At 69.9% G+C, this 24,391-nt stretch carries 14 protein-coding genes; 1 reads left to right on the top strand and 13 read right to left on the bottom strand.

All coding sequences use genetic code 11. From position 1 onward, the window contains the following. Nucleotides 1–11: 11 nt before the first annotated feature. Nucleotides 12–2,252 carry a glycoside hydrolase family 3 N-terminal domain-containing protein gene (locus JNUCC0626_RS14715; RefSeq protein ID WP_394620303.1) on the top strand — a complete coding sequence of 747 codons (2,241 nt, stop codon included), beginning with the start codon at nt 12–14 and terminating at the stop codon, nt 2,250–2,252. On the opposite strand, the gene JNUCC0626_RS14720 is transcribed toward JNUCC0626_RS14715, so the two are convergent. From JNUCC0626_RS14720 to JNUCC0626_RS14780, 13 genes are all read right to left on the bottom strand, one after another. Beyond that, nucleotides 2,230–2,988 carry a hypothetical protein gene (locus JNUCC0626_RS14720; RefSeq protein ID WP_394620304.1) on the bottom strand — a complete coding sequence of 253 codons (759 nt, stop codon included), beginning with the start codon at nt 2,986–2,988 and terminating at the stop codon, nt 2,230–2,232. The genes JNUCC0626_RS14715 and JNUCC0626_RS14720 overlap by 23 nt on opposite strands. After that, a complete protein-coding gene (locus JNUCC0626_RS14725; protein ID WP_394620305.1) occupies nt 2,985–4,718 on the bottom strand; it encodes a methyltransferase domain-containing protein in 1,734 nt (577 codons plus the stop codon). The genes JNUCC0626_RS14720 and JNUCC0626_RS14725 overlap by 4 nt, the downstream gene beginning before the upstream one ends. Continuing rightward, nucleotides 4,715–5,851, bottom strand: coding sequence for a glycosyltransferase (locus tag JNUCC0626_RS14730; RefSeq protein WP_394620306.1), 1,137 nt, complete (start codon nt 5,849–5,851; stop codon nt 4,715–4,717). The genes JNUCC0626_RS14725 and JNUCC0626_RS14730 overlap by 4 nt, the downstream gene beginning before the upstream one ends. Further along, nucleotides 5,848–6,615, bottom strand: a complete 768-nt coding sequence (locus tag JNUCC0626_RS14735) for an alpha/beta fold hydrolase (RefSeq protein ID WP_394620307.1) — start codon at nt 6,613–6,615, stop codon at nt 5,848–5,850. The genes JNUCC0626_RS14730 and JNUCC0626_RS14735 overlap by 4 nt, the downstream gene beginning before the upstream one ends. Further along, nucleotides 6,608–6,868, bottom strand: a complete 261-nt coding sequence (locus JNUCC0626_RS14740) for an acyl carrier protein (protein ID WP_036014077.1) — start codon at nt 6,866–6,868, stop codon at nt 6,608–6,610. The genes JNUCC0626_RS14735 and JNUCC0626_RS14740 overlap by 8 nt, the downstream gene beginning before the upstream one ends. Beyond that, on the bottom strand, nt 6,868–10,551 hold the full coding sequence (locus JNUCC0626_RS14745) for a beta-ketoacyl synthase N-terminal-like domain-containing protein (protein WP_394620308.1): 3,684 nt from the start codon (nt 10,549–10,551) through the stop codon (nt 6,868–6,870). The genes JNUCC0626_RS14740 and JNUCC0626_RS14745 overlap by 1 nt, the downstream gene beginning before the upstream one ends. Beyond that, nucleotides 10,539–17,039, bottom strand: a complete 6,501-nt coding sequence (locus JNUCC0626_RS14750; protein WP_394620309.1) for an SDR family NAD(P)-dependent oxidoreductase — start codon at nt 17,037–17,039, stop codon at nt 10,539–10,541. Before JNUCC0626_RS14750 ends, JNUCC0626_RS14745 begins: the two co-directional genes overlap by 13 nt. A 401-nt stretch (nt 17,040–17,440) precedes the next feature. Continuing rightward, nucleotides 17,441–18,313, bottom strand: coding sequence for an aminoglycoside phosphotransferase family protein (locus JNUCC0626_RS14755; protein WP_394620310.1), 873 nt, complete (start codon nt 18,311–18,313; stop codon nt 17,441–17,443). 117 nt (nt 18,314–18,430) lie between these two features. Beyond that, nucleotides 18,431–19,651, bottom strand: coding sequence for a glycosyltransferase (locus JNUCC0626_RS14760; protein WP_394620311.1), 1,221 nt, complete (start codon nt 19,649–19,651; stop codon nt 18,431–18,433). A 42-nt stretch (nt 19,652–19,693) separates the two neighbouring features. Next, nucleotides 19,694–20,797 (bottom strand): agmatinase family protein, encoded by a 1,104-nt coding sequence (locus JNUCC0626_RS14765; RefSeq protein WP_394620312.1) that lies wholly within the window; start codon nt 20,795–20,797, stop codon nt 19,694–19,696. A 9-nt stretch (nt 20,798–20,806) separates the two neighbouring features. Next, the gene (locus tag JNUCC0626_RS14770) at nt 20,807–21,700 is read right to left on the bottom strand and encodes an ACP S-malonyltransferase (protein ID WP_394620313.1); all 894 of its coding nucleotides are present in this window, start codon (nt 21,698–21,700) and stop codon (nt 20,807–20,809) included. A 146-nt stretch (nt 21,701–21,846) separates the two neighbouring features. Continuing rightward, on the bottom strand, nt 21,847–23,307 hold the full coding sequence (locus JNUCC0626_RS14775; RefSeq protein ID WP_394620314.1) for a class I adenylate-forming enzyme family protein: 1,461 nt from the start codon (nt 23,305–23,307) through the stop codon (nt 21,847–21,849). Nucleotides 23,308–23,480: 173 nt separating this feature from the next. After that, entirely contained in the window at nt 23,481–24,374 is an 894-nt protein-coding gene (locus JNUCC0626_RS14780; protein ID WP_394620315.1) for a thioesterase II family protein, read from the bottom strand. Nucleotides 24,375–24,391 lie beyond the last annotated feature (17 nt).

Here is a 24,391-nt window from a genome sequence, read left to right on the forward strand (position 1 = left end):
TCGGAGACCACATGGATCGCGACAAGGTGCCCTACCTCGACGCCACGCTGCCCACCGCAGAGCGGGTCGCCGACCTCCTCGGCCGCATGACGCTGGCCGAGAAGGTCGGCCAGATGATGCAGCTGGACTCGAGGGAGGACCTGGACGACCACGTGCTGCGCAAGCACGTCGGGTCGATCCTGCACACCTCGCCGGAACGAGTGCTGCGCGCGCAAGACCTCACCACCCAGACACGCCTGCGCGTGCCGTTGCTGATCGCCGAGGACTGCATCCACGGCCACTCGTTCTACGAGGGCTCGACGATCTTCCCGACCCAGCTCGGCATGGCCGCCTCGTGGGACCCGGCGCTCGTCGAGCAGGTCGCCCGCGTGACCGCCGTCGAGGCCGCCGCAACCGGCGTGCACTGGACGTTCTCGCCGGTCCTGTGCATCTCGCGGGACCTGCGCTGGGGTCGCGTGGACGAGACGTTCGGCGAGGACCCGGTGCTGATCGGTGAGCTCGCGGCCGCGATGGTGCGCGGCTACCAGGGCACCGGCCTGGCCGACGAGACGGCGATCCTCGCGACCGCGAAGCACTTCGCCGGGTACTCGGAGACCCAGGGCGGGCGCGACGCGAGCGAGGCGGACCTGTCGCGGCGCAAGCTGCGGTCGTGGTTCCTGCCGCCGTTCGAGAAGGTCGCCCGCGAGGGCTGCGCGACGTTCATGCTCGGCTACCAGTCGACCGACGGCGTGCCGATCACGGTCAACTCGTGGCTGCTCGACGAGGTGCTGCGCGGCGAGTGGGGGTACAAGGGCACGCTCATCACCGACTGGGACAACGTCGGCCGCATGGTCTGGGAGCAGAAGCTCCAGCCCGACTACATGCACGCCGCTGCCGCCGCCGTGAAGGCCGGCAACGACATGATCATGACGACCCCGCAGTTCTTCGACGGCGCGTTGCAGGCCGTCGAGGAGGGGCTGCTCGCCGAGTCCGATCTGGACCGCGCGGTCACCCGCATCCTGACGCTGAAGTTCGACCTGGGGCTGTTCGAGAACCCGCGCAGGCCCGACGCCGAACGCCAGCGGGTCATGATCAACCACGACGACCACGTGGCGTTGAACCTGCAGGTCGCGCGCCGGTCGCTGGTGCTGCTGAGCAACGACGGCGTGCTGCCGTTCGCGCAGCAGAAGGCCAAGATCGCGGTCGTCGGCCCGCTCGCGGACGACGCGCAGACGCAGCTCGGCGACTGGGCCGGGTCGTCCGGTCAGGCCGACTGGCTGCCCAACGGCCACCCGCGCGAGATGATCACCACCGTCCTCGACGGACTGCGCGAGCTGTCCTCGGGCGAGGTCACCTACGCCCGTGGCGCCGACATCCTGACGCTGGAGCCGGACCCCGAGGGCGACACGTTCCCGGACGGCCAGCCGCGCCCGAAGATCGTGCAGGCCTGCCCGCCGGACGCGAACCTGATCGCCGAGGCCGTCGCGGCCGCCGAGGACGCGGACTACGTGGTCGCGGTCGTCGGCGACCAGATCGAACTGGTCGGCGAGGGCCGGTCCACCGCCACGCTCGACCTGATCGGCGGCCAGATCGCCCTGCTCGACGCGCTGGCCGAGACCGGCAAGCCGCTGATCGTGGTGCTGCTGGCGTCGAAGCCGCTGGTGCTGCCGCCGTCGGCGCGCAACGCCGCCGCGCTGCTGTGGGTCGCGAACCCCGGCATGCAGGGCGGCCGGGCGATCGCGGAGGTGCTGCACGGCCTCGTCGAGCCGAGCGGCCGCCTGCCGATCTCGTTCGCCGCGCACGCCGGTCAGCAGCCGACGTACTACAACCAGATCCGCGGCCAGCACGGCACGCGCTACGCCGACCTGACGCAGGAGCCGGCGTTCGTGTTCGGCGAGGGCCTGTCGTACACCACGGTCGAGTACGGCGACCTGCACGTGGAGACGGCGGTGCTGCGCCCGGACGAGACGGTGCAGGCGTCGATCACGCTGACGAACACCGGGTCGCGGCCCGCGCGCGAGACCGTGCAGGTCTACGTGAGCGACGCCGTCACGTCGGTGAGCTGGGCGGACAAGGAGCTCAAGACGTTCACGCAGGTCGACGTGGCACCCGGCGAGACCGTCAAGGTCGACCTGGAACTGCCGGTGTCGGACTGCACGATCGTCGACGCCGCCGGTCTGCGGGTGGTGGAGCCCGGCGAGTTCGTCCTGCTCGTGGGGCCGAGCTCGAAGGACCTGCGCCGGGCCGAGTTCACCGTAAAGCCGCTGCCTTGAAGGGGCCGGGCGTGATCGTGAGGTAGCGGGGAGGAATCTCCACCGCCTTCGTGATCGCCTTCCGGACCGCCGGGACGAGGTCCGCGTCGACCAGTGCGACAGCGGGCCTGCCTGGTGGGTCGATCAGCATGCTGGCGCCGCGTGCGCCTGCCTGCAGCGCGGCCTGCACCACCGCGTCCTGCTCGGGATCCGGGCTCTGGGCGCGGTGGTAGGCCGTGAGTTCCGCCCCCAGGTCCTGAGTTCCCGGGGTGTACGGGCGCTCTTGCTGCGGTTCGTCGCGGCGGACGCGGGTGTCGATCACCAGCAACCGCTGGCCGGGCAGGTCGAGCACCTCGGTTTCCGGCTGGTCGGCCTCGTCGAGCGCGAGTTCGATCGCCGCGTTGAGCGCCTCGCTCGCGGACAGACCACTCCCCCGCGGCAGGTCCACGCTGCACATCAACGTGGCGCCGCCCCTCGCCCGCACGCCACTCGCCCAGGCCGGAACGTCCTCGGACGGCAGCACCGCGCGTTCGGCGGGCCGGTTCACCGACACCAGTTCGAGGACGCCGTCGTCGCGCCGATCGCCCGCGACGATCGCACCCCACCTGGCGGGCACCTTCACCGCGCCACCCAGCAGGTTGAGCATCCCTGGCGAGTACCAGACGCCCTGAGCAGGCCTGCCGAACGTGCGCCGGAACGCGTGCGGGACGAGCCGGAGTTCCGGTGCGATCTCCGGCCGGTCCGCGATGTCCGTCATGACTTCTGCGCCAGCAGCCGGTAGGCGTTGCCGTTGCCGGTGCGGGCGGCGATGAACCGGTTGACGGTCTGGTCCAGCGCCAGGGCGACGAAGAACGCCGGGATGCCGAGCGTCCACACCAGGAAGCTGCGGGTGCGGCGGAGCCTGACCTTCTCCGGACGCCACGGCGCGGGCGTGCGGGGCGCCTTGTCCCCCAGCCACAACAGCAACGCGAGCGTGAAGTCGTTGCAGAGGTGGGCTTCCTTGCGCTCGGTGGCCACCGTGGTCAGACCGCGGTCGGCCAGGGCGTGCTCCAGGTTGCCGATCGGCATCATGTGCTGGTGCTGCGGCTGGAACCACGGCATCCAGTACTGGCCGAACAACCGGCCGAGCCGCCACTCCGGGTCGGGCAGCTCGATCAGCAGGTACCCGCCCTGCGGCAGCACGTCCGCCACGAGGTCGAGTTCCTCCCACGGATCGCGCACGTGCTCGAGGTAGTGGTGCATGCTGATCACGTCGTAGCGGCCCTTGAGCTCGCCCGCGAACTCCTTGAAGTCGCCCCGGTAGGACTGCTCGATCCGGCCGAGCTTCGCGGCCTCCTCGATGGCCGCGCCCTGGTCGAGCCCGTCGAACTTGGTGTGCGGCAGCACTTCCTTGGCACCCAGGCAGAAGTGCGCGTGCCCGGAGCCGACGTCCAGCCACCGTTCGGGTTTCGTGAACGGCTCGACCATGCGCGCCCGGCCGTAGTAGGGGTCGGTCTTGCCGGAGAACACCGCCTCCGCCGACATCGCGCCGAGGCCGTCGTAGAAGTCGCGGTAGTAGAAGCCGAGGCCTTCCCCGGTGAGGCGCGGGTTCTGCCAGACGTGTCCACATCGGACACACCGGTCCATGGTGAACTTCCCGGGCTTGCGCTGCACCAGGTCCGTCGCGGTGACCCAGCGGCGGAGGTCGGTGCTGCCGCACGACGGGCAGTCCTCGCGCGGCGCCTCGTGGAAGTTCTTGCCGCGGTTCTCCTCGTACCAGGGCGTGGCCTGCTCGAGGACCTCGGCCTGCCGCTTCTCATCGGTGGACTTCTTGCCACCGGACGTCTTGAACCACAGGTACGGCGTGCGCAACACCCGCGGCACCCACAGGTCACGCGGCTTCAGCGGAGTGCCGGCGAACACCAGGATCGGGTGCGCCCAGTAGGCCGCGAGCGCGACGAGTCCCCACTGCCAGTTGGTGATCAGCGCGCCGACGACGGTCGCGTACCCGATGACCGAGCCCGCGATCCACAACGACGGCCGCTTGCCGAGCCGGCGGAGCATCGCCGCCCGGTACCCGAGGTCGTACGGCCCGGCCTTCAGCCCCGGCGCCACGGCGATGTCGACCTTGGCGTGCACGTGGTCCTTGACCCGCCGCACGAACGCCACGAACTCCGTGGGGTCGTCGGCGTTGAACTCCTCCACGTACTTCTCCCGCACCAGCACGGCCTGCGCCGCGCTGATCCCGCGCGCCCACTGGTCGTCGCGGTACTTGCCGGGGTCGACCGCGCCGAGCAGGTCGAGCGCCGCCACCGTCGGCAGGTCCCGCGGCACCAGGTCCACGAGGTCGTCGTCGATCTCCCACGAACCCTCGGGATGGACCCCGGTGGCGGCGAGCAGCGTGTGCTCGCCCGCGCCCTGGGCGAGCACACGCAGCTTGGACGCACGGGATCGCAGGCGCAGGACGTCCAGCAGGACGACCAGCACGACCACCACGGTGAGGATCACCCGGCCACCACCTTTTCGAGTCGGTCGGCTGCGGCGGCCGCGCCGCCCGCCGCCAGGAACGAGTCGCGCACTGCCCCTGCGGCGGCCGCGTACTCCGGCTCGTCCAGCACTGAGGTGAGTGCGCTGCGGATGTCTGCTGCTCGCGCCCGCGAGTACGTGAGCCGGACGCCCGCGCCCGCCTCGACGACCTGGGCGGCGACCGTGGGCTGGTCGTCGCGGATCGGGGCGACGACCAGCGGAAGTCCGTGGGCCAGCGCCTCGCAGACCGTGTTGTGGCCGCCGTGCGTGACGACGGCGTCCAGGTGCGGCATGAGCGCGAGTTGCGGGACGGACGGGAGGACCAGGACGTTGGACGGCGCCGGGCGGGGCTCGGCGACCATGACGACCTTGACCGGCAGGTCGGAGACCGCTTCCAAGGCCTGGCCGAGAAAACGCTCACCGGCAGGTCCGTTGAGGGTGCCGAGGGACACGAGCACGCACCGCTGGACCGGCTCTCTCACCAGCCAGTCCCACGGGAAGCCGCCGCGTTCCACCCGGTGCGCGAGCGCGGGTCCGACGAAGGCCACCTCGTCCCCGAACTCCCCCGCCACCAACGCCGTCGAGCTGTACACCAGCACCAGCCGTTCGGAGAACCTGATGTCCCCACCGGCGAAGTCGTGCAACAGGTCCCGCACCCAGGCGTCGACCTTCGGCATCGTCCTCAGTGGATTCACCAGCTCGGCCGACGTCGACGCGGACGTCACCCAGGGCAGTCCGGCCTCCCGCGCCACCACCGGTCCGGCCAGTGCCTGCTGGTCCGCGACCACCGCGTCCGGCCCGAACGCCCGCACCGCCGCCTCGACGCCGGGGACCATCGAGTGCCCGAGCGGGATCAGGAACTCCTCCCAGAAGAACTTGAGCACCGCCATCCCGCGCAACGCGAGCCACCGCTCCCGCTTCGCGCGGATGTCGGCCTCCAGCTCGTCGTCGATCGCCGGGAAGATCCTCGCGTTGTCCGGCAACAGGGTCCGCAACGTGCCGGGGTGCCCGACCCACGCCACCTCGTGCCCGCGCGCCAGCAACTCGCCGCCCACCGAGGCGGTCGGGTTGACGTGGCCGGTCAGCGGCGGCACCACGAACAGGAACCGGCTCATGACGGCAACCAGTCGAAGAGCACCTCGAGCAGTTCGGGGGTGGCCTCGCGAAGAACCGTGTGGCCCAGCCCGGACACGACGTGCAGGCGGCACGACGGGATGCGCTCGCGGAGTTCGGCGGCGGCACCGATGAGTTCGGACTCGGCGCCGTAGACGCCGAGCACCGGGCAGCGCACCTCGGTCAGGTCGAGCTTGGCGCCGGAGCCGAGGTCGTCGATCAGCGTCGTGCCGTTGAGCAACGCGTTGGCGTTCACGGCGAGCTTCGCGATCTTGCGCTGGCCCAGCGCCATCAGCTGGTCCTGGGTGCGGTCGAACTCCAACCCGAGCGCCGCGACAGTCAGGGTGTTGGTGATGTCCTCGAACCACGCGTCGCCGACCACACCGCCGACCGCCGACTCGACCAGCACGACGCCGCCGACCCGGTCGGGAGCCTGGACGGCCGCGTGCATCGCGACGACGCCGCCGTAGCTGTTGCCCAGCAGGTAGACGGGCTCGGTCACGCCGATCTCGTCCAGCACCGCGACCAGGTCGAGCGCGCTCTCCTCCGGCGTGTACCCGGTGGGCGGGCGTTCGGACAGGCCGTGGCCGCGCAGGTCGAACAGCACGGTGCCGAACCCGGCCTGGGCCAGCGGCGCGGCGAGCGTGTAGTAGAAGCTCGACAGGTTGTCCATGACCAGGCCGTGCACGAACACGACCGTCGGACCTTCTGACGGCCCGAGCCGCTGCACGTGGAACCGCAGCCCTCGGGCGTGAACGTCAGACACGGGCCGTGATGTGGTCGACGAGACGACCGACGGACATCGCCATGATCTCGTCGATGTCCATGTCCGCCAGGAAGGCCACGAGATCGACGCCGTAGTGGGCGTTGAGCTTGTCGGCCAGCGCGACGAACTCGATCGACTCCAGGCCCAGGTCGTCGCTGAACGTGGTGTCGCGGGTGATCTCCACGCCCAGCAGGAAGTCGGGCCCGACCACCTCGGTGATCAGCTTCGCGACCTGCTGCAGCACCTCGTCCATCAGATCTCCGTTCGCACGCGGGCCGCGGCGTGCCCTCGTTCACTGGTGACTTCGACGCGCGGGACGGCGAAGGCCCCGCGCACCCGTCCGTCGGCGGTGACGGTCAGTTCCGCCGGGTAGACCGGACCCGCCCCGCGACCCCACAGCCAGGTGCGGACGGCGTCCTTCAACGCGATCACGCGCAGCAGCCAGTCGCGTTGCGCGGGCACGTCCAGATCGCCGTAATGCCTGCGCTCAGCCGAGTTCAGGTAGCGGCGCATGATCAGGTCGCGGGTGGCGCTGTCCGACCAGTTCTCGGTGACGCGCGACCACTCACCGTCTGAAGTGGACAGCATCTCGGTGCCCGGCTTGAGCTTGACCTGCCAGATGCGGTCGTCCGTGGTGAAGCGCCGGGTGGTCCAGCCGGTGATCCGGCACCACAGCACGCCGTCGACGGTCAGTTCGAGGTCGCCGACCATGGTCTGATCGGTGAGTTCGCGAATCCACGCGGTGCACTGCACGTCGCCGGTCGGGGCAGGACCGTGGAACGTGATCCGCTCGATCCCGGTCGGCAGCACCGTCTGGTCGACCGTGTGGCAGACCTGCATCCAGTGACCGATCAGCTGCCCGGCGCTGTCCAGCAACGCCCCGGGAGCGGGCAGCGGGGTCAGCACGCCCGCGATCCCGTTGTCCGCCAGGCAGTCGATCTTCGTGACGCCCGCGAACGCCGGTCCGTGGAACATCCAGTTGTCCCGGTACAGCTCGCCGGCCGACACCGGGGCCTCGCGGACGCCTTCGAGCTGCTTGCCGACGCGTTCGGGGGTCTGCGGGGACATCAGCACGACGCCCTCGGCGTAGTCGCCGACCTTCACGACCACCCGGTCCGGACCTTCGGAGCGGGCCGAGATCTTGACCGTGGTGGCGGGCAGCGCGGTGAGCCAGCGCTTGGCCCTGACCTGGTCGAACCCGTGCACGGTGCCGCCGGTGAGCCGGCGCGCGGCGTCGGCGAACACCTCCAGCAGGCCGGTCGCGGGCACGATCGGGAACCCGTCGGCCAGGTCCGGCCAGCCGGGGGCCTGCGGGAACACCGAGTGGTCGACGAGTTCCGGCATGGTCCGCAGCGAGAACTCGCGGGTGAAGCCCGCCTCGTTCGGCCGGAGCGCACCGGCGACCTCGCGCGCCACCGCGTTGGTGTGCGCGAGCAGTTTGTTGACGGCGGCGGACATCGGGCTGTCGTCGTCGACCACGACCGGTTCGGTGCCCAGGACGGGTGCGGTGCGCAGCGGGTCGACCTTGATCTTCGGTGTGCCGAGCCGGAGCTTGACCTTGTGGGCCGTGCCTCGCTTGAGCCCGAACGCCCACAACGCCTCCGGCGCGATGTCGGCGTTGACGGCGATGTGCGGCTTGTCGTTCAGGATGTCGCCGACGAACCCGGGCAGGCTGCCCTGTCCGATCTGGACGAACGCCCGGAAGCCGTTGCCGTGCAGTCGTTCGAGCAGCGGCCGGAACCGGACGGGCTCGACCAGGTGCCGCAGCACGAGTTCGCGGACGTCGGCGGCGGCCATCGGCGCGAGCGAGTTCGCCGACCACACCGGGATGTCCGACGCGCGCACGGGCAGCGCGTCCAGCATCTCCTTGGCCCGGCCCAGGTACGGGGCGAGCGCCGGGGTGTGGAAGCCGGTGCGGAACGGCATCAGCTGCGCCATCACGCCGTTGGCCTTCAGCGTTGCCAGCACCTCTTCGAGCTTCTCGATCGGACCGCAGATCACCGACTGGTGCGGGCAGTTGTCGTGGCTGATCGTGACGCCGTCGATCAGGTACTGCTCGGCGGTGTCGGCCGAGCACCCCAGTGCGGCGTAGGCGATGTCGACGACGGCGACCGCGCCCGGTCCGAGGGCGGAGACGAACTGGTCGATCGTCGGGTAGATGCCGCCAACGACCATCGCGGTCCACTCGCCCATGCTGTGCCCGGCGAGCGCGCCCGGCGTGATGCCGAGCGCCATGAGTTCGCGGGCTTCCTTGCGGCCGTCCTGGAGCAGGCCGATCGCGTGGTCCACGACCTCGCCGCTGAACTCGCGTTCGAAGCCGGGGAACAGGAACGCGACCTGGTCGGTACCGGTGAGCAACGGTTGCGGGCTGAACCAGATGTCGTGCCGTCCCGGCCACGCCTTGCCCTGCTCCAGCACGCGTTCGGCGAGCTTGAGCTTGCGGTCGTCCGGGTTGCCGATGGCGAGCCGGAACGCCCGGTCGGCACTGGAGGTCCGGCGTTCCTTCAGCGCCCGGGCCAGTTCCTCGGCAGTGTCGGCGGCGAACGTCAGGACGGGCTTGCGCGGCTTGGCGATGGTGTGGCCGTCGAGGACCGCGTGGGCGTTGATCCCGCCGAACCCGAACGCGTTGACGACCGCGCGATGCCGTCCGGTCCACTCGCGAGCACTCGTCACGGGCGTGAACCTGGTGCCGGTCAAGCTGCTGTGCGGGTTCTCGACGTGCAGGGTCGGCGGAAGCGTGTGGTGGTGCAGGGCGAGCGCGGCCTTGATCAGCCCGGCCATCCCGGCGGCGGGCATCGCGTGGCCGATCATCGACTTGACCGTGCCGATGCCGATCTCGTCGCCCTGCTCGCCGAACGCGCTGATCATCGTCTGGAGCTCGGCGGCGTCCCCGGCGGGCGTGGCGGTGCCGTGCGCCTCGATCAACCCCGGTGCGTTGCGGCGCGGGTCGAGTCCGGCGCTGGCCCAAGCCCGTTGCACGGCCAGGAGTTGGCCTTCGGGGTTCGGCGTCATCATGCTGGTCGCGCGGCCGTCGCTCGCCGAGCCGATGCCGCGGATGACGGCGTAGACGCGGTCGTCGCCGACGTCTTCGAGGCGCTTGAGCACGACCATGCCGACGCCCTCGGACAGCAGCGTGCCGTCCGCGTTCGCGTCGAACGGCCTGATGCGCTCGGTCGGGCTCAACGCCCTGAGCTGGGTGAACACGCTCCACAGCGTCGGGTGGTGGCAGACGTGGACGGCGCCCGCGATCATGGCGTCCGCGCGGCCCTCCTGGAGTTCGCGGACGGCGTGCTCGACGGCGACGAGCCCGGACGCGCAGGCGGCGTCGACCGTGTACGCGGTGCCCTTGAGGTCGAACCGGTTGGCGATGCGCGACGCGGCGAGGTTCGGCACGAGTCCGATGGACGACTCGGGCTGCTCCGGCCCGAACCGCTCGCGGATGGCCTGCCGGACCGTGTCGATCTCGCTGCCGGCCAGGTTCGGGAACAGGTCCTTGACGACCGACACGACCTCGTCGGCGAGACGGACCCGCTGGTCGAGCCGCGCGCACCCCGGCGTGAGGTAGCCACCGCGCCCGACGACCACGCCGACGCGGTCGCGCGACGGCAGCGCGCTTTCGCCGCCTGCATCCGCGATGGCCTCGGCGGCCGTGGCGAGGGCGAGCAGCTGGTCGGGCTCCGCGCCATCCACAGTGGACGGCATGATGCCGAACCTGGTCGGGTCGAACTCGGCGAGGTCGTCGACGAACCCGCCGCGCTGACAGTAGAACCGGTCGCCGGAGCGGCTGTCCTGGTCGTAGTAGGTGGCCGGGTCCCAGCGTCCTGCCGGGATCTGGCCGATCGCGTCGACGCCGCCGGCGATGTTGCGCCAGAAGGCCACCGCGTCCGGGGCGCCGGGGAAGACGGCGCCGATCCCGACGATCGCTATGCCTCCCATCGGTAGACCACCTGCACGTCCTGGCCGGCCGCGAGTTCGTTCAGCAGCGCGTCCACGCCCTGGCCCGGTTCGATCAGCGGGATGCCGCGGCGCGCGTACTCGTCGGCGAGCCCGACGGCCATGCCCGCACCGGCCCAGGGACCCCAGTCGACGGCGACGACCCGGCGTTGCGCGCCCCAGAAGCGGGCCATCCGGTCGAGCGCGTCGTTGGCGGCCGAGTAGTCGGCCTGGCCGCGGTTGCCGAACACTCCGCTGACACTGCCGAACAGCACCAGGAAGCCGTCGTTGAACGCCTTGGCGCCGTTGACCTTCGTGGCCCAGACGCGGTCGAACGACTCCTGCGTCTTGGCCTCGATCAGCTTGTCGTCCAGCACGCCCGCGCCGTGGATGACGCCGTCGAGCCTGCCGAACCGGGCGGTGATGTCCTCGACCACCTTGCTCACGGCCTCGGCGTCAGTGACGTCACACTCGTGGTAGCGGACACTCGACGCCTTGTCGCGCAACCGTTCCATCGTCGCGCGGACCTCGCGTTCGGCGAGGACCTTGCGCGCCCGGGCCGGGACGTTGTCCTTCTCCCCCAGCTCGAACAACGCCTTCACCAGCTCGGGTTCGGTGGCGGCGTGGCTCAGCCGGTGGTCTTCGGCGGCGATCGGTGTGCGGCCGATGAGCTCGACGTGGCACCCGGTCCGTTCCGCGAGTTCCAGTGCCGCCAGGGCGGTGATGCCGCGAGCACCACCGGTCAGCAGCACGACGCTGTCCGCGCCCAGGCCGAGAACTCCTTGCGGGAGTTCAGCTTCGATCGCCTCGATGAGCTGGCGACGTCCGGCGTGATAGCCGACGACGGCCGGGCCGGGCCCGATCTCGGCGAGCAGGGCGGTGGCGATGTCGCGGTGGCTTTCCTTGGGGTTGACGTCGACCGAGCGCACGACGAGGTCCGGGTACTCCAGCGCGGCCGTGCGGATCAGGCCGTGCAGGCCGATGTCCGCGGGCAGCTCGTCGGGCTGGTGGTCGAAGCCGAACGTACCGCCGCCCGTGGTCACGACGACGAGCGCGACGCCGTTCGTCACGCAGGCCTTGACCTCGCTGAACGCCTCCGGCAGCCGGGCCTGCAGCCGCACGACGACGTCGACGCCGCTGAGGTCGTCCGGGAACGCGGGTTCGATGCGCGGGACGGCCTCGTGGCGTTCGAGGAGGTCGGCGAGTTCGAGGCCGATGCCGTTGTCGTCGATGATCAGCACGGACTTGCCGGTGAGATCGGCGGGTGAGGCGGGGTCGGCCGGGACGACCTGGGGCACGAGCCGCACCAGCCGTCCGGTCGAACCCGGCACGATCTGAGGGGCAGCGGGCGCGGGCGCAAGTGCTGGGGTTTCCCCGAACCAGGCGACGATCCCGTCGATCGTCTTCAGCTGCGCCAACTCGTCCACCTCGCCCGGCGCCCCCAGTTCCTGGGCCAGTTCGCCCACGATCTCGGCGCGCTTGATGGAGTCGATGGACAGGTCGGCTTCCAGGTCCAGCCCCGGTTGCAGCATCTCGACCGGGTAACCCGTCCGCGTACTGATCGTCTTCAGCACCACGGCCCGCACGTCCTTGCCCGGCAGGGCGACCGGGGCCGCCGCGCCGAACCAGCCGACGATCCCCTCGATCGTCTTGAGCTGCGCCAGTTCGTCGACCTCGCCCGCCGCGCCCAGCTCCGCGACCAGCTCGCCGACGATCTCGGTCCGCTTGATCGAGTCGATGGACAGGTCGGCTTCCAGGTCCAGGCCCGGCTGCAGCATCTCGACCGGGTAGCCGGTGCGAGCGCTGATCGTCCGCAGCACGACCGCGCCGACGTCCTCCTGCGGCTTGATCACGGGCTCCGCGACCACGACGGGCTGCTGGTCGATCACCTGCCGCGGCGCGGGCACCTCGGCGGGTGCGGTGCCGAGGTAGCTCAGCAGGACGTCGCGCTGGGCGCTGACCGCGTCCCGCATGCCGTCCAGGAACTTCTCGATGATCTCGTCGCGTCCCAGCCCGGACCCCACCTTCAGGGTCGGGAACTCGGTCGCGGGCCGCAGCCCGCCGGGCAGTGCGTTGCCGTTCGCGTCCCGCACGAGACCTCCATCCACGTACCAGCCCGGCCGCGGCGGCACGACCGTGGCGGGTTCGGCCCTGTCCTCGAACAGCGGCGCGGTGTCCACCTCGACACCGGCGACCGCGAGTGCGGCGAGCGTGCGCAGGAACGTCACGTGGTCGTCGCAGCGCAACGCCTGGTGCGGCCGGTCGCCGAGGGTCTTGCCGACCAGCGACGTGAGCACGCCACCGGGTCCGGCCTCGACGAAGATCCGCGCGCCCGCCTCGTACATCGACTCGATCTGGTCCACGAACCGGACGCGGCCCGCGAGTTGCGCGGACAGGCCTTCGCGGACGTCCCCGTGCGGTCGCGCGGACACGTTGGACCACACCGGGAACCGCAGGTCACCCGTCTCGACCTCGGCGAGCCTGGCAGCGAACCGGTCGCGCGCACCGGCCATCAGCGGGCTGTGGAACGCGGCGGCGACCGGGATGTTCTTGACGGTCAGCCCGGCCTCGCGCAGGACGTCGACCGCGCGATGCACGGCGTCGGTCGGGCCGGAGATCACGACCTGGTCGGGCGAGTTGTGGTTGGCGACCACGACGTCGTTCGGCAGCAACGCTTCCACGGCGTCGACCGTGGCCGTCACGGCGGCCATCGTGCCGGGGTCCTCGCCGACGGCCTCCAGCATCGCCTCGGCCCGTGCGGCGCTGAGGTCCAGCAGGTCAGCGGGTTCGAAGACACCGGCCGCCGCCAACGCCACCAGCTCGCCGTAGCTGTGTCCACCGGCCAGATCCGGCCGCACGCCAACGGAATCGAGCAGCGACGTGACCATGAGCCCGGCGATGCCGAGCGTCGGCTGGGCGTTGCGGGTGTCGGTGATCTCGGCGCGCTGCCGGGCCACGTCGTCGGCGGTCAGCGCGGCGGGCGGGTACATCACCCGCTCGTACCGGGCGTCCAGGAAGTCCTGCAGGCGCGGGAAAGCCGTGACGAGGTCGAGCAGCATGCCCGGCCGCTGGCTGCCCTGGCCGGGGTACAGGAACGCGACCTGCGGCCGTTCGCCGGTGCGCCACGACACCACGTCCGACTCGCGCCCGGCCTCGACGTCGTCCAACGCCTTCCGCAGCGCGGCGTGATCGCTGACCACGAACGCCGCCTGAACCGGTCCGGTGCCGCAGGCTGCTGCCAGTTCTCGCAACGGCGTCCGCTCGTCGGCCAAAGCCTTGAGGCGAGCGGCTTCCTCACGCGCGGCACCGCGGATCAGGAACAGCTCGGCGGGCCAGGCGGTCAGGCCGTGCCGGGGTTCGTCGGCGCCGGTGTAGCCGGTGAGCACGGTGTGGAAGTTCGTGCCGCCGAAGCCGAACGCGCTGACGCCCGCGACCCGGTGCCGGCTCGCCCACGTGCGGTGGCCGAAGGTGAACGGGCTGGTGGCCGCGTCCCAGAAGGCGTTAGGCTGCTGGACGTGCAACGTGCCGGGCCGGATGCCGGTGTGCACGGCCAGCGCCGCCTTGATCACGCCCGCGAGGCCCGCCGCGCACTTGGTGTGCCCGATCTGCGACTTGACCGAGCCGATCGTGCAGGTCCCGGGTTCGAGGCCGGCGAACATCTCGGTGAGCGCCGCGAGTTCGGTGCGGTCGCCGACGACCGTGCCGGTGCCGTGCGCCTCGACCAGGCCGACCTCGGTGACCGGCAGCCCGGCGGAGGCGTAGGCACGGGTCAGGGCGCGCTGCTGGCCTTCCGGGCGAGGTGCGGTGAGGCCCCGGGACCGGCCGTCGCTGGACGCGCCGATGCCCTTGATCACCGCGTACACCCGGTCGCCGTCGCGTTCGGCGTCGGCGAGGCGCTTCAGCACGACCGCCGCGACGCCCTCGCCGAGCGCGATGCCGTCCGCGGCCGAGTCGAACGTGGCGCAGCGTCCCTTGGCGGACAGGGCTTTGACCGACGCGAACATCTCGTAGTCGTGCGCGCTGTTGTGCAGGTCGACCGCGCCGCACACGACCATGTCGCTGGTGCCGCCGACGAGTTCCTTGCACGCCACGTCGAGCGCGGCGAGGCTGGACGCGCAGGCGGCGTCGACGGTGTAGTTCGCGCCGCCGAGGTCGAGCCGGTTCGCGACGCGGCCCGCGATGACGTTGCCGAGCACGCCGGGGAACGAGTCCTCGGTCAGCGCCGGCAGGTGGTCGTCGAGGCCGCGGATGCCCAGCGCGGGCAACGCGGTGCGGACGGTGTAGGCGTTCGCGAGGTCGGCACCGGCTTCCGCGCCGAAGATCACCGAGGTGCGTTCGCGGTCGAACACGCGGGTGGCGTACCCGGCGTCCTGCAGCGCTTTGGCCGAGACTTCCAGCGCCAGCAGCTGGGCTGGTTCGATCGAGGTCAGCGAGGCGGGCGGGATCCCGTACGCCAACGGGTCGAACGCCGTGCGCGGGATGAAGCCACCCCAGCGGAACGGGCTGCCGTAGCGTTCGGGCGACCAGCGGTCCGGCGGGATCTCGGTGATGGAGTCGGTGCCCGCGAGGACGTTCGCCCAGAACTCGGCGACGTCGCGCGCGCCCGGCATGATCGCGGCCATGCCGACGATGGCGACGTCGAGCGGCTGCGTTTCGGTGGTCTCCCTGGTGGTTTCGGGGAGGACGCCGGAGGTGATGTCCTCGTGCAGCTGCGCGATCGTGGTGCGTTCGTGCCGCAGCGTGGCGACCTGGCCGATCATGAACATGCCTTCGCGGCGTTGCGCGTCCTCGCCGACCTCGGTGAGCACGCCGTTCTCGCGCACGAGGCCGCGGCTGGCGAGCCGGAGCCTGCCGAGGTTGAGCTGTTCGAGCTGTTCCCAGCTCTCCTGCTTCGACAGGCCCTTGAGTTCGTCGCGCGCCTGCTCGAAGGTGTCCACATAGGACGTCTGGGCGCACCGGACGGCGTGGCCGGGCGAGGTCTCCAGCAGCGCGGTGTCCTCGCACTCCAGCGCGACCTGCTGGAACACGGGCTGGATCGCGCCGTGCTGGACGGCCTCTTCGGTGAACAGGTAGGCGGTGCCGACGAGCACGCCGACCGCCGCACCCTTGGCCGCGATCGGCGCGGTCATGGCGTCGATCATCGCGGCCGAACGGGCGTCGTGGATGCCGCCGGCGAAGAGCGCTGTCACGTCTTTCTCACGCCCTCGCAGCACGTCGATCTGCTGCTGCCACAACGTGAAGCTGGTGCGCGGACCGGTGTGCCCGCCGCACTCCGAGCCCTCGAAGACGAACTTGCGCGCGCCCTCGTCGAGGAACCGGCGCAGCAGCGCGGGTGACGGCACGTGCAGGAACGCCTCGATGCCGGCGTCCTCCAGTTCACGGGCCTGGGTCGGCGTGCCGCCGGCGACGATCGCGTACCTCGGCTTGACCGCCAGCACGGCCGCCATCTGGCGGGCCCGGAGTTCGGCCGGCGCGAAGCCGAGCAGACCGACGCCCCACGGCCGTTCGCCGAGCTTGGCCGCCGTCTCTTCGAGGAGCGCGCGGACCGCGTCGCCCTCCATCAGCGCGAGCGCGAGGAACGGCAGAGCGCCGCCCTCCGCGACGGCTGCGGCGAACGCGGGCTGGTCGCTGACGCGCGTCATCGGCCCCTGCGCGATGGGATAGCGCAGGCCGGGCACGCGGTCGCAGAACGGTCCGCCGGGCCGGACGGACCTCCGCTCACCCGCCAGGGTGAGATTGTGGGTCACACCCTGCCGAATGGCCCCTACGACGCCTCCGACGGTCCCAAACGAGGTGCGGTAAGAATCGGCAAAGGAACCTTCTTGACCAATTTCGAGCGTGTTTTGACGAACATGCACGCGTAACCCGTCGTTCACGACGGTGTCGGCCCCGTCCATCATCCGGACCGCGTTGACAATTTCGCCGGAAATATGTTTTCGGGCCTCCGCCACGAGCGCGAGCTGCCCTTCCAGCACCACCCCGCGGGCACCGCCGGCGAGGGCCGCAGCGGCGGTGTCAGGCCCGATCGACCCGGCCACCCAGACCGGCAGATCGGTCAGCGCGAGCACCTGCTGGAGCAACACGAACGCGGGCGAACCACCCACTCGGCCGCCGGACTCGGCACCCTTCGCGATCAGCCCACCGGCCCCGAACTCGATCGCCGCAGCCGCCTCCGCCACCGAGGTGACGACCGCGAGAACGCGACGTTCGCCCAGTTCAGCGAGTTTCGGACGATAGCGGACAAGATCGACCACGACGGTGTCGACAGCGTCCGGGAGAGGCACCACCACCGGCCCGTGCAGCCGCACCCCGAACGAGCGCGGGTGTCGTGCGGCGACCCGCGCGAGGTCGGCGGCGGCGTGTGGCCCGAGGTCGAGCACACCGAGTGCGCCCGCCCGTTCGGCGGCGACCACGAGGGCCGGGTTGGGGGTGCTGAAAGGGCTCAGGCACAGCACCCGATCTCGATCCGACAGCATGTTCACTGCGCTCACTTCCTCACCCTGCAGGGGTGGGGAGAAAGGAATTCAGCTAGGGTTCCTACTGACCGGTACGGTTACAGCGCGCTCACCGTACGCACAAACCGGAGGCGGCGTCGAGGGGGTAGTGAAACTTTCTCACATACGTAACCTGACGAATGGCACCAGATGGCGGGGCGCCTTACTCCGGTTCGCGGCTAGCGCGATGTGCTATGCCGGGTGAGGGTTTTCACCGCGTCCAGACGGGCAGACACCGGCGTCGCTGACGGAGATGTCGTGTCCGCCGCGACAGGTCGTCCACGGCTCGCCGAGGCAGAAGATCGCGTGGTCAGAGCCGCTGAGTTCCAGCTCGGTCAGGCCGAGGTCGCGTCGGCGCGGGAACCGGGCACGCACGAGTCCGTCCACAAGGGACGGAATCAGCCCTCCCAGCCCGGGCAGAGCTGGTCGAGCGTGCGGGTCGCGATGCCCGCGAGGAACCGGTTGGTGTCGCGGTAGTAGGGCAGCGCGATCACCGCGAGGTGCAGCGCCCAGCCGCTCGCCCTCGCCCAGGTGGCGTCGTCGAACTCGCTCAGCTCGCACCGCAGCCGTGCCCGCCCGCGTTCGTCCAGGTAGAGCCAGGCGGTCATGAGGTTGGCCGCCGGGTCGCCGACGCCCGCGCTGCCCCAGTCGATCACGCCGGTCAGTTTTCCCTCGCGGAACAGCAGGTTGCCGATGTGCAGGTCGGCGTGCACCCAACGGCTGGGCTCGGCCCAGGCCGGTGCGCTCAGTGCGTCTTCCCAGATGGCCATCAGCTTCGGGTTGCCGCCGAGCGCGGCGATGTTGAGGCGGACCAGTTCGTCGTCGTCGGGCGTGACGGGGCGGCCCCGGTTCGGGGTCCAGGTCCGGTCGGTCGCGTCGATTCCGTGCAGCGCGCGGATCACTGCGGCGAGCGCGTACGGCGTGTCCTCGCTGACGTCCTCGATCGGCGCCAGTGAGCCTTCGATCCAGCGCACCACCGACCACTGGTACGGATAGCGGTCACTTGGCCGGCCGAGCGCGACGGGTTCCGGTACCGCGACCGGGATGTGCGGCGCGACGTGCGGGACGATCGCCGCTTCCTTGGCCGCCTCGTTCCAGGCCCACTCCCGCCGGGGCAGCCGCACCGCCAGCTCGTCACCCAGCCGGAACAGCGAGTGGCTCGTGCCGCCATGTCGAACCTCGCGCAACGGCAGACCGTGCCAGCGCGGGAACTGAGTGCGGACAAGTTCGTCCACCAGCGACACGTCGATGGCGATCTCGCCGTCCTGCATCGATCAGCTCCCCCAGGTCTCCGTTGCCCCCGCATGCAACACGGGTGGCGCCGGTCGGGGCAACTCGATAAACAGGCCCACCTGCGCAGAGCAAAGGCAGGTGGGCCTGTCGGAGAACTACACGAGCGACTCCACGTGCGGCACGACGGACTCGACCGGCGGCAGGGCGAGCATCTCCTGACGAGCGCGCCGGACCTCCTGCTTGATGGAGGACGAGGAGAGCACGGCCTGGCAGGTGTCGTGCACGTCGGCCGCGGTGGTGGCGGGGATCGTCATCGCCAGGCCCAGCTTCTGCAACTGGTCGGCGTTGAACGGCTGGTCGCCGAACTGGGGCAGCACCGCCATCGGGGTTCCGGCGATCATCGCCTCGCGGATGCTGTTGTACCCGCCGTGGGTGATGAACAGGTCCGCGCACTGCAGCAGCAGCGGCTGCGCCATCTGGTCCACCACGTGCACGTTGGATCCGAACTCGACGCCGTCCGTGGGCAGGCCGCCGGTGGCCAGCACGGCGTAGCAGTCCAGTTCGGACAGTCCGGCCGCCAGCGACTGCAGCAGGACCTTGAACGGGTCGACGTCGGACGGCGGGCCGTACTGGGCGAACTGCCACAACGCCTTCAGCACGGTCCCCATGGCGGCGACGACGAGAGGCTTGTCGGTGGGCAGATCGGCGATCTCGCGGGACAGGACCTCGTCGCGGGCGACGGTGGCCGGCTGCCGGTAGCGGATCGCGGGCGGCAGGTCGAAGGCCGAGAACGCGTACCGCTCGGGCACCGAGTCGAACCGCCCGAACCGGTACAGCGCACCGGGATCGGACTTGGGCGTCAGTCCCAGTTCTTCCCTGCGCTCGTTCAAAGGCTCGACGAGGCGCTCGATGTCGATCAGCGGCGTGACCCCGGACGGCCCCGCGACGTGCGGCAGGCCGAGCTCCTCGGCGACCAGGGTGATGGCGACCTCGGCCGAGTCCCTGACCACGATGTCGGGCTGGAAGTCCTTGGCCAGCGCCATGATCAGGTGGTAGGTCGGGGTGATGTGCGGTCCGCCGGCCATCACCAGCATCTCGTCGAACACCGTCATGGGAGGAGGCGGGCGCTCGGGCAACCCGGACTCCGCCGCCTCGCGGGCTCGCGTCTCGGCACCGGCCCGGATCACCGCCATGATCGAGTCGGACATCTCGGGCAGGACGGCCTCGACGCGCACGGCCTCGTTCGCGTAGACCGGCGCCAGGGACGGCGGCAGCACGACCAGCACGTCGTGACCTGCTTCGGCGATGGCGCGCACCAGCGGGAGCATGTCCCGCGCGTGGCCCTGCGATCCGGTGATGCTGGTGAGGACTCGCATGGCGAACCCAGCCTCTCTGGTGGAGATCGGAACGGGAACCGTTCACTTCATCGGGAACTTGACCTGCCCGGACACGATCGGGTTCACGTAGTTGGTGCTGCTGATCTGCATCTTGCGCATGGCGAGCCCGGTGATGACCTCGAAGACCGCCCGGCGGGCGTTCAACGCGGTGGAGTAGCCGGGGTCGATGTTGGGCGCCACCTCGACGACGTCCATGCCGATCACGTTGGTCTCGTGCGCCAGCCTGCGCAGCGCGGGGAAGAGCTCGCGGGTGCTCAGCCCGGCAGGCTCCGGGGTGCCGGTGCCGGGCGCGTGGCTGGGGTCGAGGACGTCGATGTCGAGCGACAGGTACACGTTGGGCACGTGCGAGACGTCGGCGATGAGCTTGTCGATCACCGCGTTCATCCCGATCCGCTCGATCTCGGCCATGAAGTGCGACTTCATGCCCTGCCGCCGCATCCAGTTGAACTGCTTGTCGTCGGGTGCGGAGTGGGCGCGCAGACCGCACTGGATGATGTTCGTACCGGGGATCTTCTCGTCCTCGATGAGCCGGTAGATCGGCGTCGTGTGACTGACCGTGTTGCCGTAGACCTCCGCGTGGCAGTCGGGGTGCGCGTCGAAGTGCACGACCGCGACGGAACCGGGTCCGTGGACCTCGTTGAGCGCGGCGACGCTCGGCCACAGCAGCGTGTGGTCGCCACCGAGCAGGATCGGCGTGGCGCCCACCGAGGCGATCTCCGTGACCATCTCCTTGATGGGTGCCATGGAGTTGGGGTGGCTGAAGGGATCCACGGCGGCGTCGCCGTAGTCCACGACCCGCAGCTGCTGGAACGGGTGCACTCTGGTGGAGGCGTGCACCAGGTCCTCGTAGTTGTTGAACAGGTACCGCTCCTCGGAGCGGATGGCGCGCGGGCCGAAAGCGGCGCCGCGGTGACCGACGGACTGGTCGAGCGGAACACCCATGATCGCGACGTCGACCTCGCCCGCCCGCAGGTCCTCCTGCGTCAGGCAGACCGGCACACCCATGAAGGTCGCGATGCCCGAGTACGCGGGCTGGGCGAAGTTCCGGCGCAGGTCGATCGGTCCCGGCGTCCGCTGGGGGTTGATGGACGGTTGGATCCGGTGCGGCCAGCTCTCGTCGATCACGGTAGTGCCTCAGCTCTTCTTCGCGGGTTTCAGTGCTGTCTTCGGTGTCACGGCGGTGACACGGAAGTTCTTGGTCGTGCAGTGGAGTCGGTGGAAGAGGTTGTCGGCTCCGGTGAACCAGAGCTCGGTCACGTTCTCCTCGCGCAGCCCGGTCACGACGTCCGGCCAGTTGATCGGCTGGTCGAAGGTGTCGAGCAGCATCGTGCGCATGTCGGCGGCGGAGGTGACGACGGAACCGTTCTGGTCCGCGATCACCGGGATCCGCGGCGCCTCGACCTGGTAGCGGGAGAACACCTCGTCCTCCGCCTTGCGCCGCAGGTCGCCGAACGCCCTGGCGTGCACCGGCGGCCGCATCGAGTACATGGAGTACCCGCCCGCAGCCCGGATGCGCGACTTGAAATCGTCCAAGAAGGACTCACGGACGGACACGAAGTAGAAGTCCGAGTCGAGGAAACCGGAGATCTCGTGCCACTCCCCGACCGCCTCCATCTCCGCGAGGATCTCCATCGTCCGCTCCTTCGGGGCGCGGACGAAGGACTGGGTGACGACGTCGGAGTACTGGGTGGAGAAGAACTCCTCCTCGCACCGGGCGAGCTCCGCCGTCATCCGCACGACGTCGGCGAACGGCAGCGACCCGACGAACGCGGTCGCCGCCTTCTGCCCGAAGCTCGGGCCGACGCACACGTCCGGGGACAGCCCCATCACGTCGACGGCCCGGTCGGCCAGAGCCACCGAGTTGATCAGGAACGCGATCTGCGTCGCCTCGGAGTACTCGTCGTCGGCGCCGCGGAAGCGTTCCAGCACGGAGTACCCCAACGCCTCGTCGGCGGCGGCCAGCCGCCGACGGGCGTAGCGGTCGAGCACCATGTACCTGCCGACGTCGGCGAAGCTGGACGGTCCCATACCAGGAAACACGATGGCGGTGCGACCCTGTTCAGCCTCGGCCGTTGTGTTCTGCTTCTCCTCCACGGTGTTCCCCTCCCTCCCCTGGATGCCCAGTGGCTCTGGCGAATCGGTTGTGCTGACTGACTTCCTGGAAAACCTGACGCTCAGACGCTCAGGCGTGCGGCCTCTTCTTCGAGGGTCTCGGTGGCCACGCTCTCGACGCTGGTGAGCGCGATCTGCTCCAGCTGCAGGCGGTCGGGCTTCCCGTTGGCGTTCAACGGGAACCGGTCGAGCACCTGCACGCGGTTGGGCCACTCGTAGGCCGGCAGGACCTTGCAGAGCAGCTCGCGCCAGAACCGCGGTGCGCGGTTCTGCGAGTCCTCCACGAAGAACACCAGCTGGCAGCCGCGGCGGTCGTCGGGAACGGAGACGACCTTGGCCGAACAGCCCATCTCGGCGACCTGACGCTCGATGATCTCCGGGTAGAGCGTGTACCCCATGCGGGTCACGGCGAACTTCCTGCCGTACACCGACAGGTTGCCGTGCTCGTCCAGGCTGCCGAAGTCACCGGTCTGGTACCACGTCTCCCGGTGCGGCACGAGCGTGCCGTCCTCGGCGAGGTAGCCCTCCATCACGTCCGGGGTGTAGACGAGCACCTCGCCGATCTCGCCGGCGGGCACCTCGTTGCCGTCGTCGTCGACGACCTTGAGCGCCAGACCGTCCATGGCCTGGCCGCAGACGAACGGGTTCTCGAGCGTGGCGAACGAGACGTTGCCCATCTCGGTGCTGCCGTAGCTGTCGAGCAGTGGCAGGCCGAACCTCTCGACGTAGTCCTGGCTCAGCTTGGGGTCGAGCGGCGCGGCGCCGCTGCAGAACATGCGCACGGTGATGAGCTTCAGCCCGGCGTCCGCGCGCTTCTCCACGATGTTGAGCATGCTGCGGTAGGTCGAGGGGGTGGCGTCCACGACGGTGACCCCGGTCTGGCCCGCCATCACCAGCGCGCGGTCGATCCGGCGGTACGGCGCCACCACGAGGGAGCAGCGCTCCTGCCACGCGATCAGCACCATGGACAGGCCGTACTGGTGCGAGAACGGCAGCAATGGCATCAGCACGTCACCCTCGCGGTGCCCGACCTGGGCCGCGTTGCGGCGGAGGTTCTCGAGGAACTTGCCGCCGGACTTCACGATCCCCTTGGCGGAGCCCGTCGAGCCGGACGACCACATGAGCAGCCCGTCCGGGCGCTCGGCCCACTCGGTGAAGTCGAGCTTGTTCCGCAACGGCACGCGGCTGGCGGCGGCGACCAGCAGCTCGTAGACGTAGATCTTGCTCTGGTCGTGGGTGAGTGGCGCGTCCTCGTCGACGATGCACATCTTCACGCCCGCCTGGTCGGCGATCCGCCGCGTCTGCTCGGCGCGCTGCTGGCTGTCCACCATCACGATGGACGCTCCGGAGTGCATCAGCGCGAGCAGCGTGATGACCCAGCCGGCCGAGTTGCCCGCCTTCAGCATCACCCGGCAGCCGTGGCCGATACCGTTCTCACCCAGCACGTCGGCCACGCGCAGAGCGTTCTGTTCGATCTCGGAATAGGTCTGCACCGAGTCGGTCGAGAAGAGTTTCGCGGTCATCTGCGTCACTCCTCCTTCCTCTTGCTCGACGGGCTGCGGAGAAGCGCAGCAAAAATGTGGTTCTGAAGCACTGCGGTCCCGCGAGCTCAACTTCCGCACCGCTGGATCCTTTTCAAAACAATCTTATTGTTCACGGTACAACAGGGGAACCCCTACCCAATATGAGGAAACCCCTAAAGGAGACCCCTAGGACTCGCCATAAATGCGGCAGGCGAGTCCACCAGTCGATCCAGGAGCAGATCGGTGACGCGGTCCTGGTGAGTGCTGAGGTAGAAATGCCCACCGGGGTACACCTGGAGTTCGAACGCACTGGCGGTGTGTTCCGACCACGCCCTGGCTTCCTCGACGGTCGCTTTCGGGTCGTTGTCGCCGACCAGCACGCTCACCGGGCACATCACCTTCGCGCCGGGGTCGCAGCGATACGTTTCGACAGCTTTGTAGTCGGCCCTCACCACGGGGATGACCAGGCGCAACAGGTCTTCGTTGCCGAGCAGCCGGGAGTCGGTGCCGCTCAGCGTCTGCAGTTCCGCGACGATCCCGTTGTCGTCGCGCAGGTGCACCTGGTCGTCGCGGTAGCGCGACGGGGCACGCCTGCCGGAGGCGAACAGAGCGACCAGGGGACGCCCGTGCTGCTCCAACCTGCGTGCCACCTCGAAGGCGACGGTGGCGCCCATGCTGTGACCGAAGAGCGCGATCGGCCTTTCGTCGATCCACAGCTGGAGCGCCTCGACGATGAGATCTGCCAATTCTGTGACGGATTCGACGCACGGCTCGTTCCGGCGGTCCTGCCGGCCGGGGTATTGGACCGCCAGCACCTCCACTCCGGGCGTCAACGATTCCGACACCGGATAGTAGAAGCTCGCCGATCCTCCCGCGTGCGGCAGGCACACCAACCGAACATTCGCATCCGGGCTCGGATGAAATCGGCGGATCCACAGGGCGGTGTCCACAGCTGCCGAAAGCATGGCAGATCGTTCCTCTCGATACGTCACCGGAAGTGCGCATACCTCCAGGCTGAGCACAGGGTGTCTGAAAATTGAAAGATTGATTTCCCCGTCACGCGCCACGGATTGCGGTGTTCGTC

Origin of the sequence: Lentzea sp. JNUCC 0626, from assembly GCF_043632865.1 — a bacterium.
Classification (GTDB): Bacteria; Actinomycetota; Actinomycetes; order Mycobacteriales; family Pseudonocardiaceae; genus Lentzea.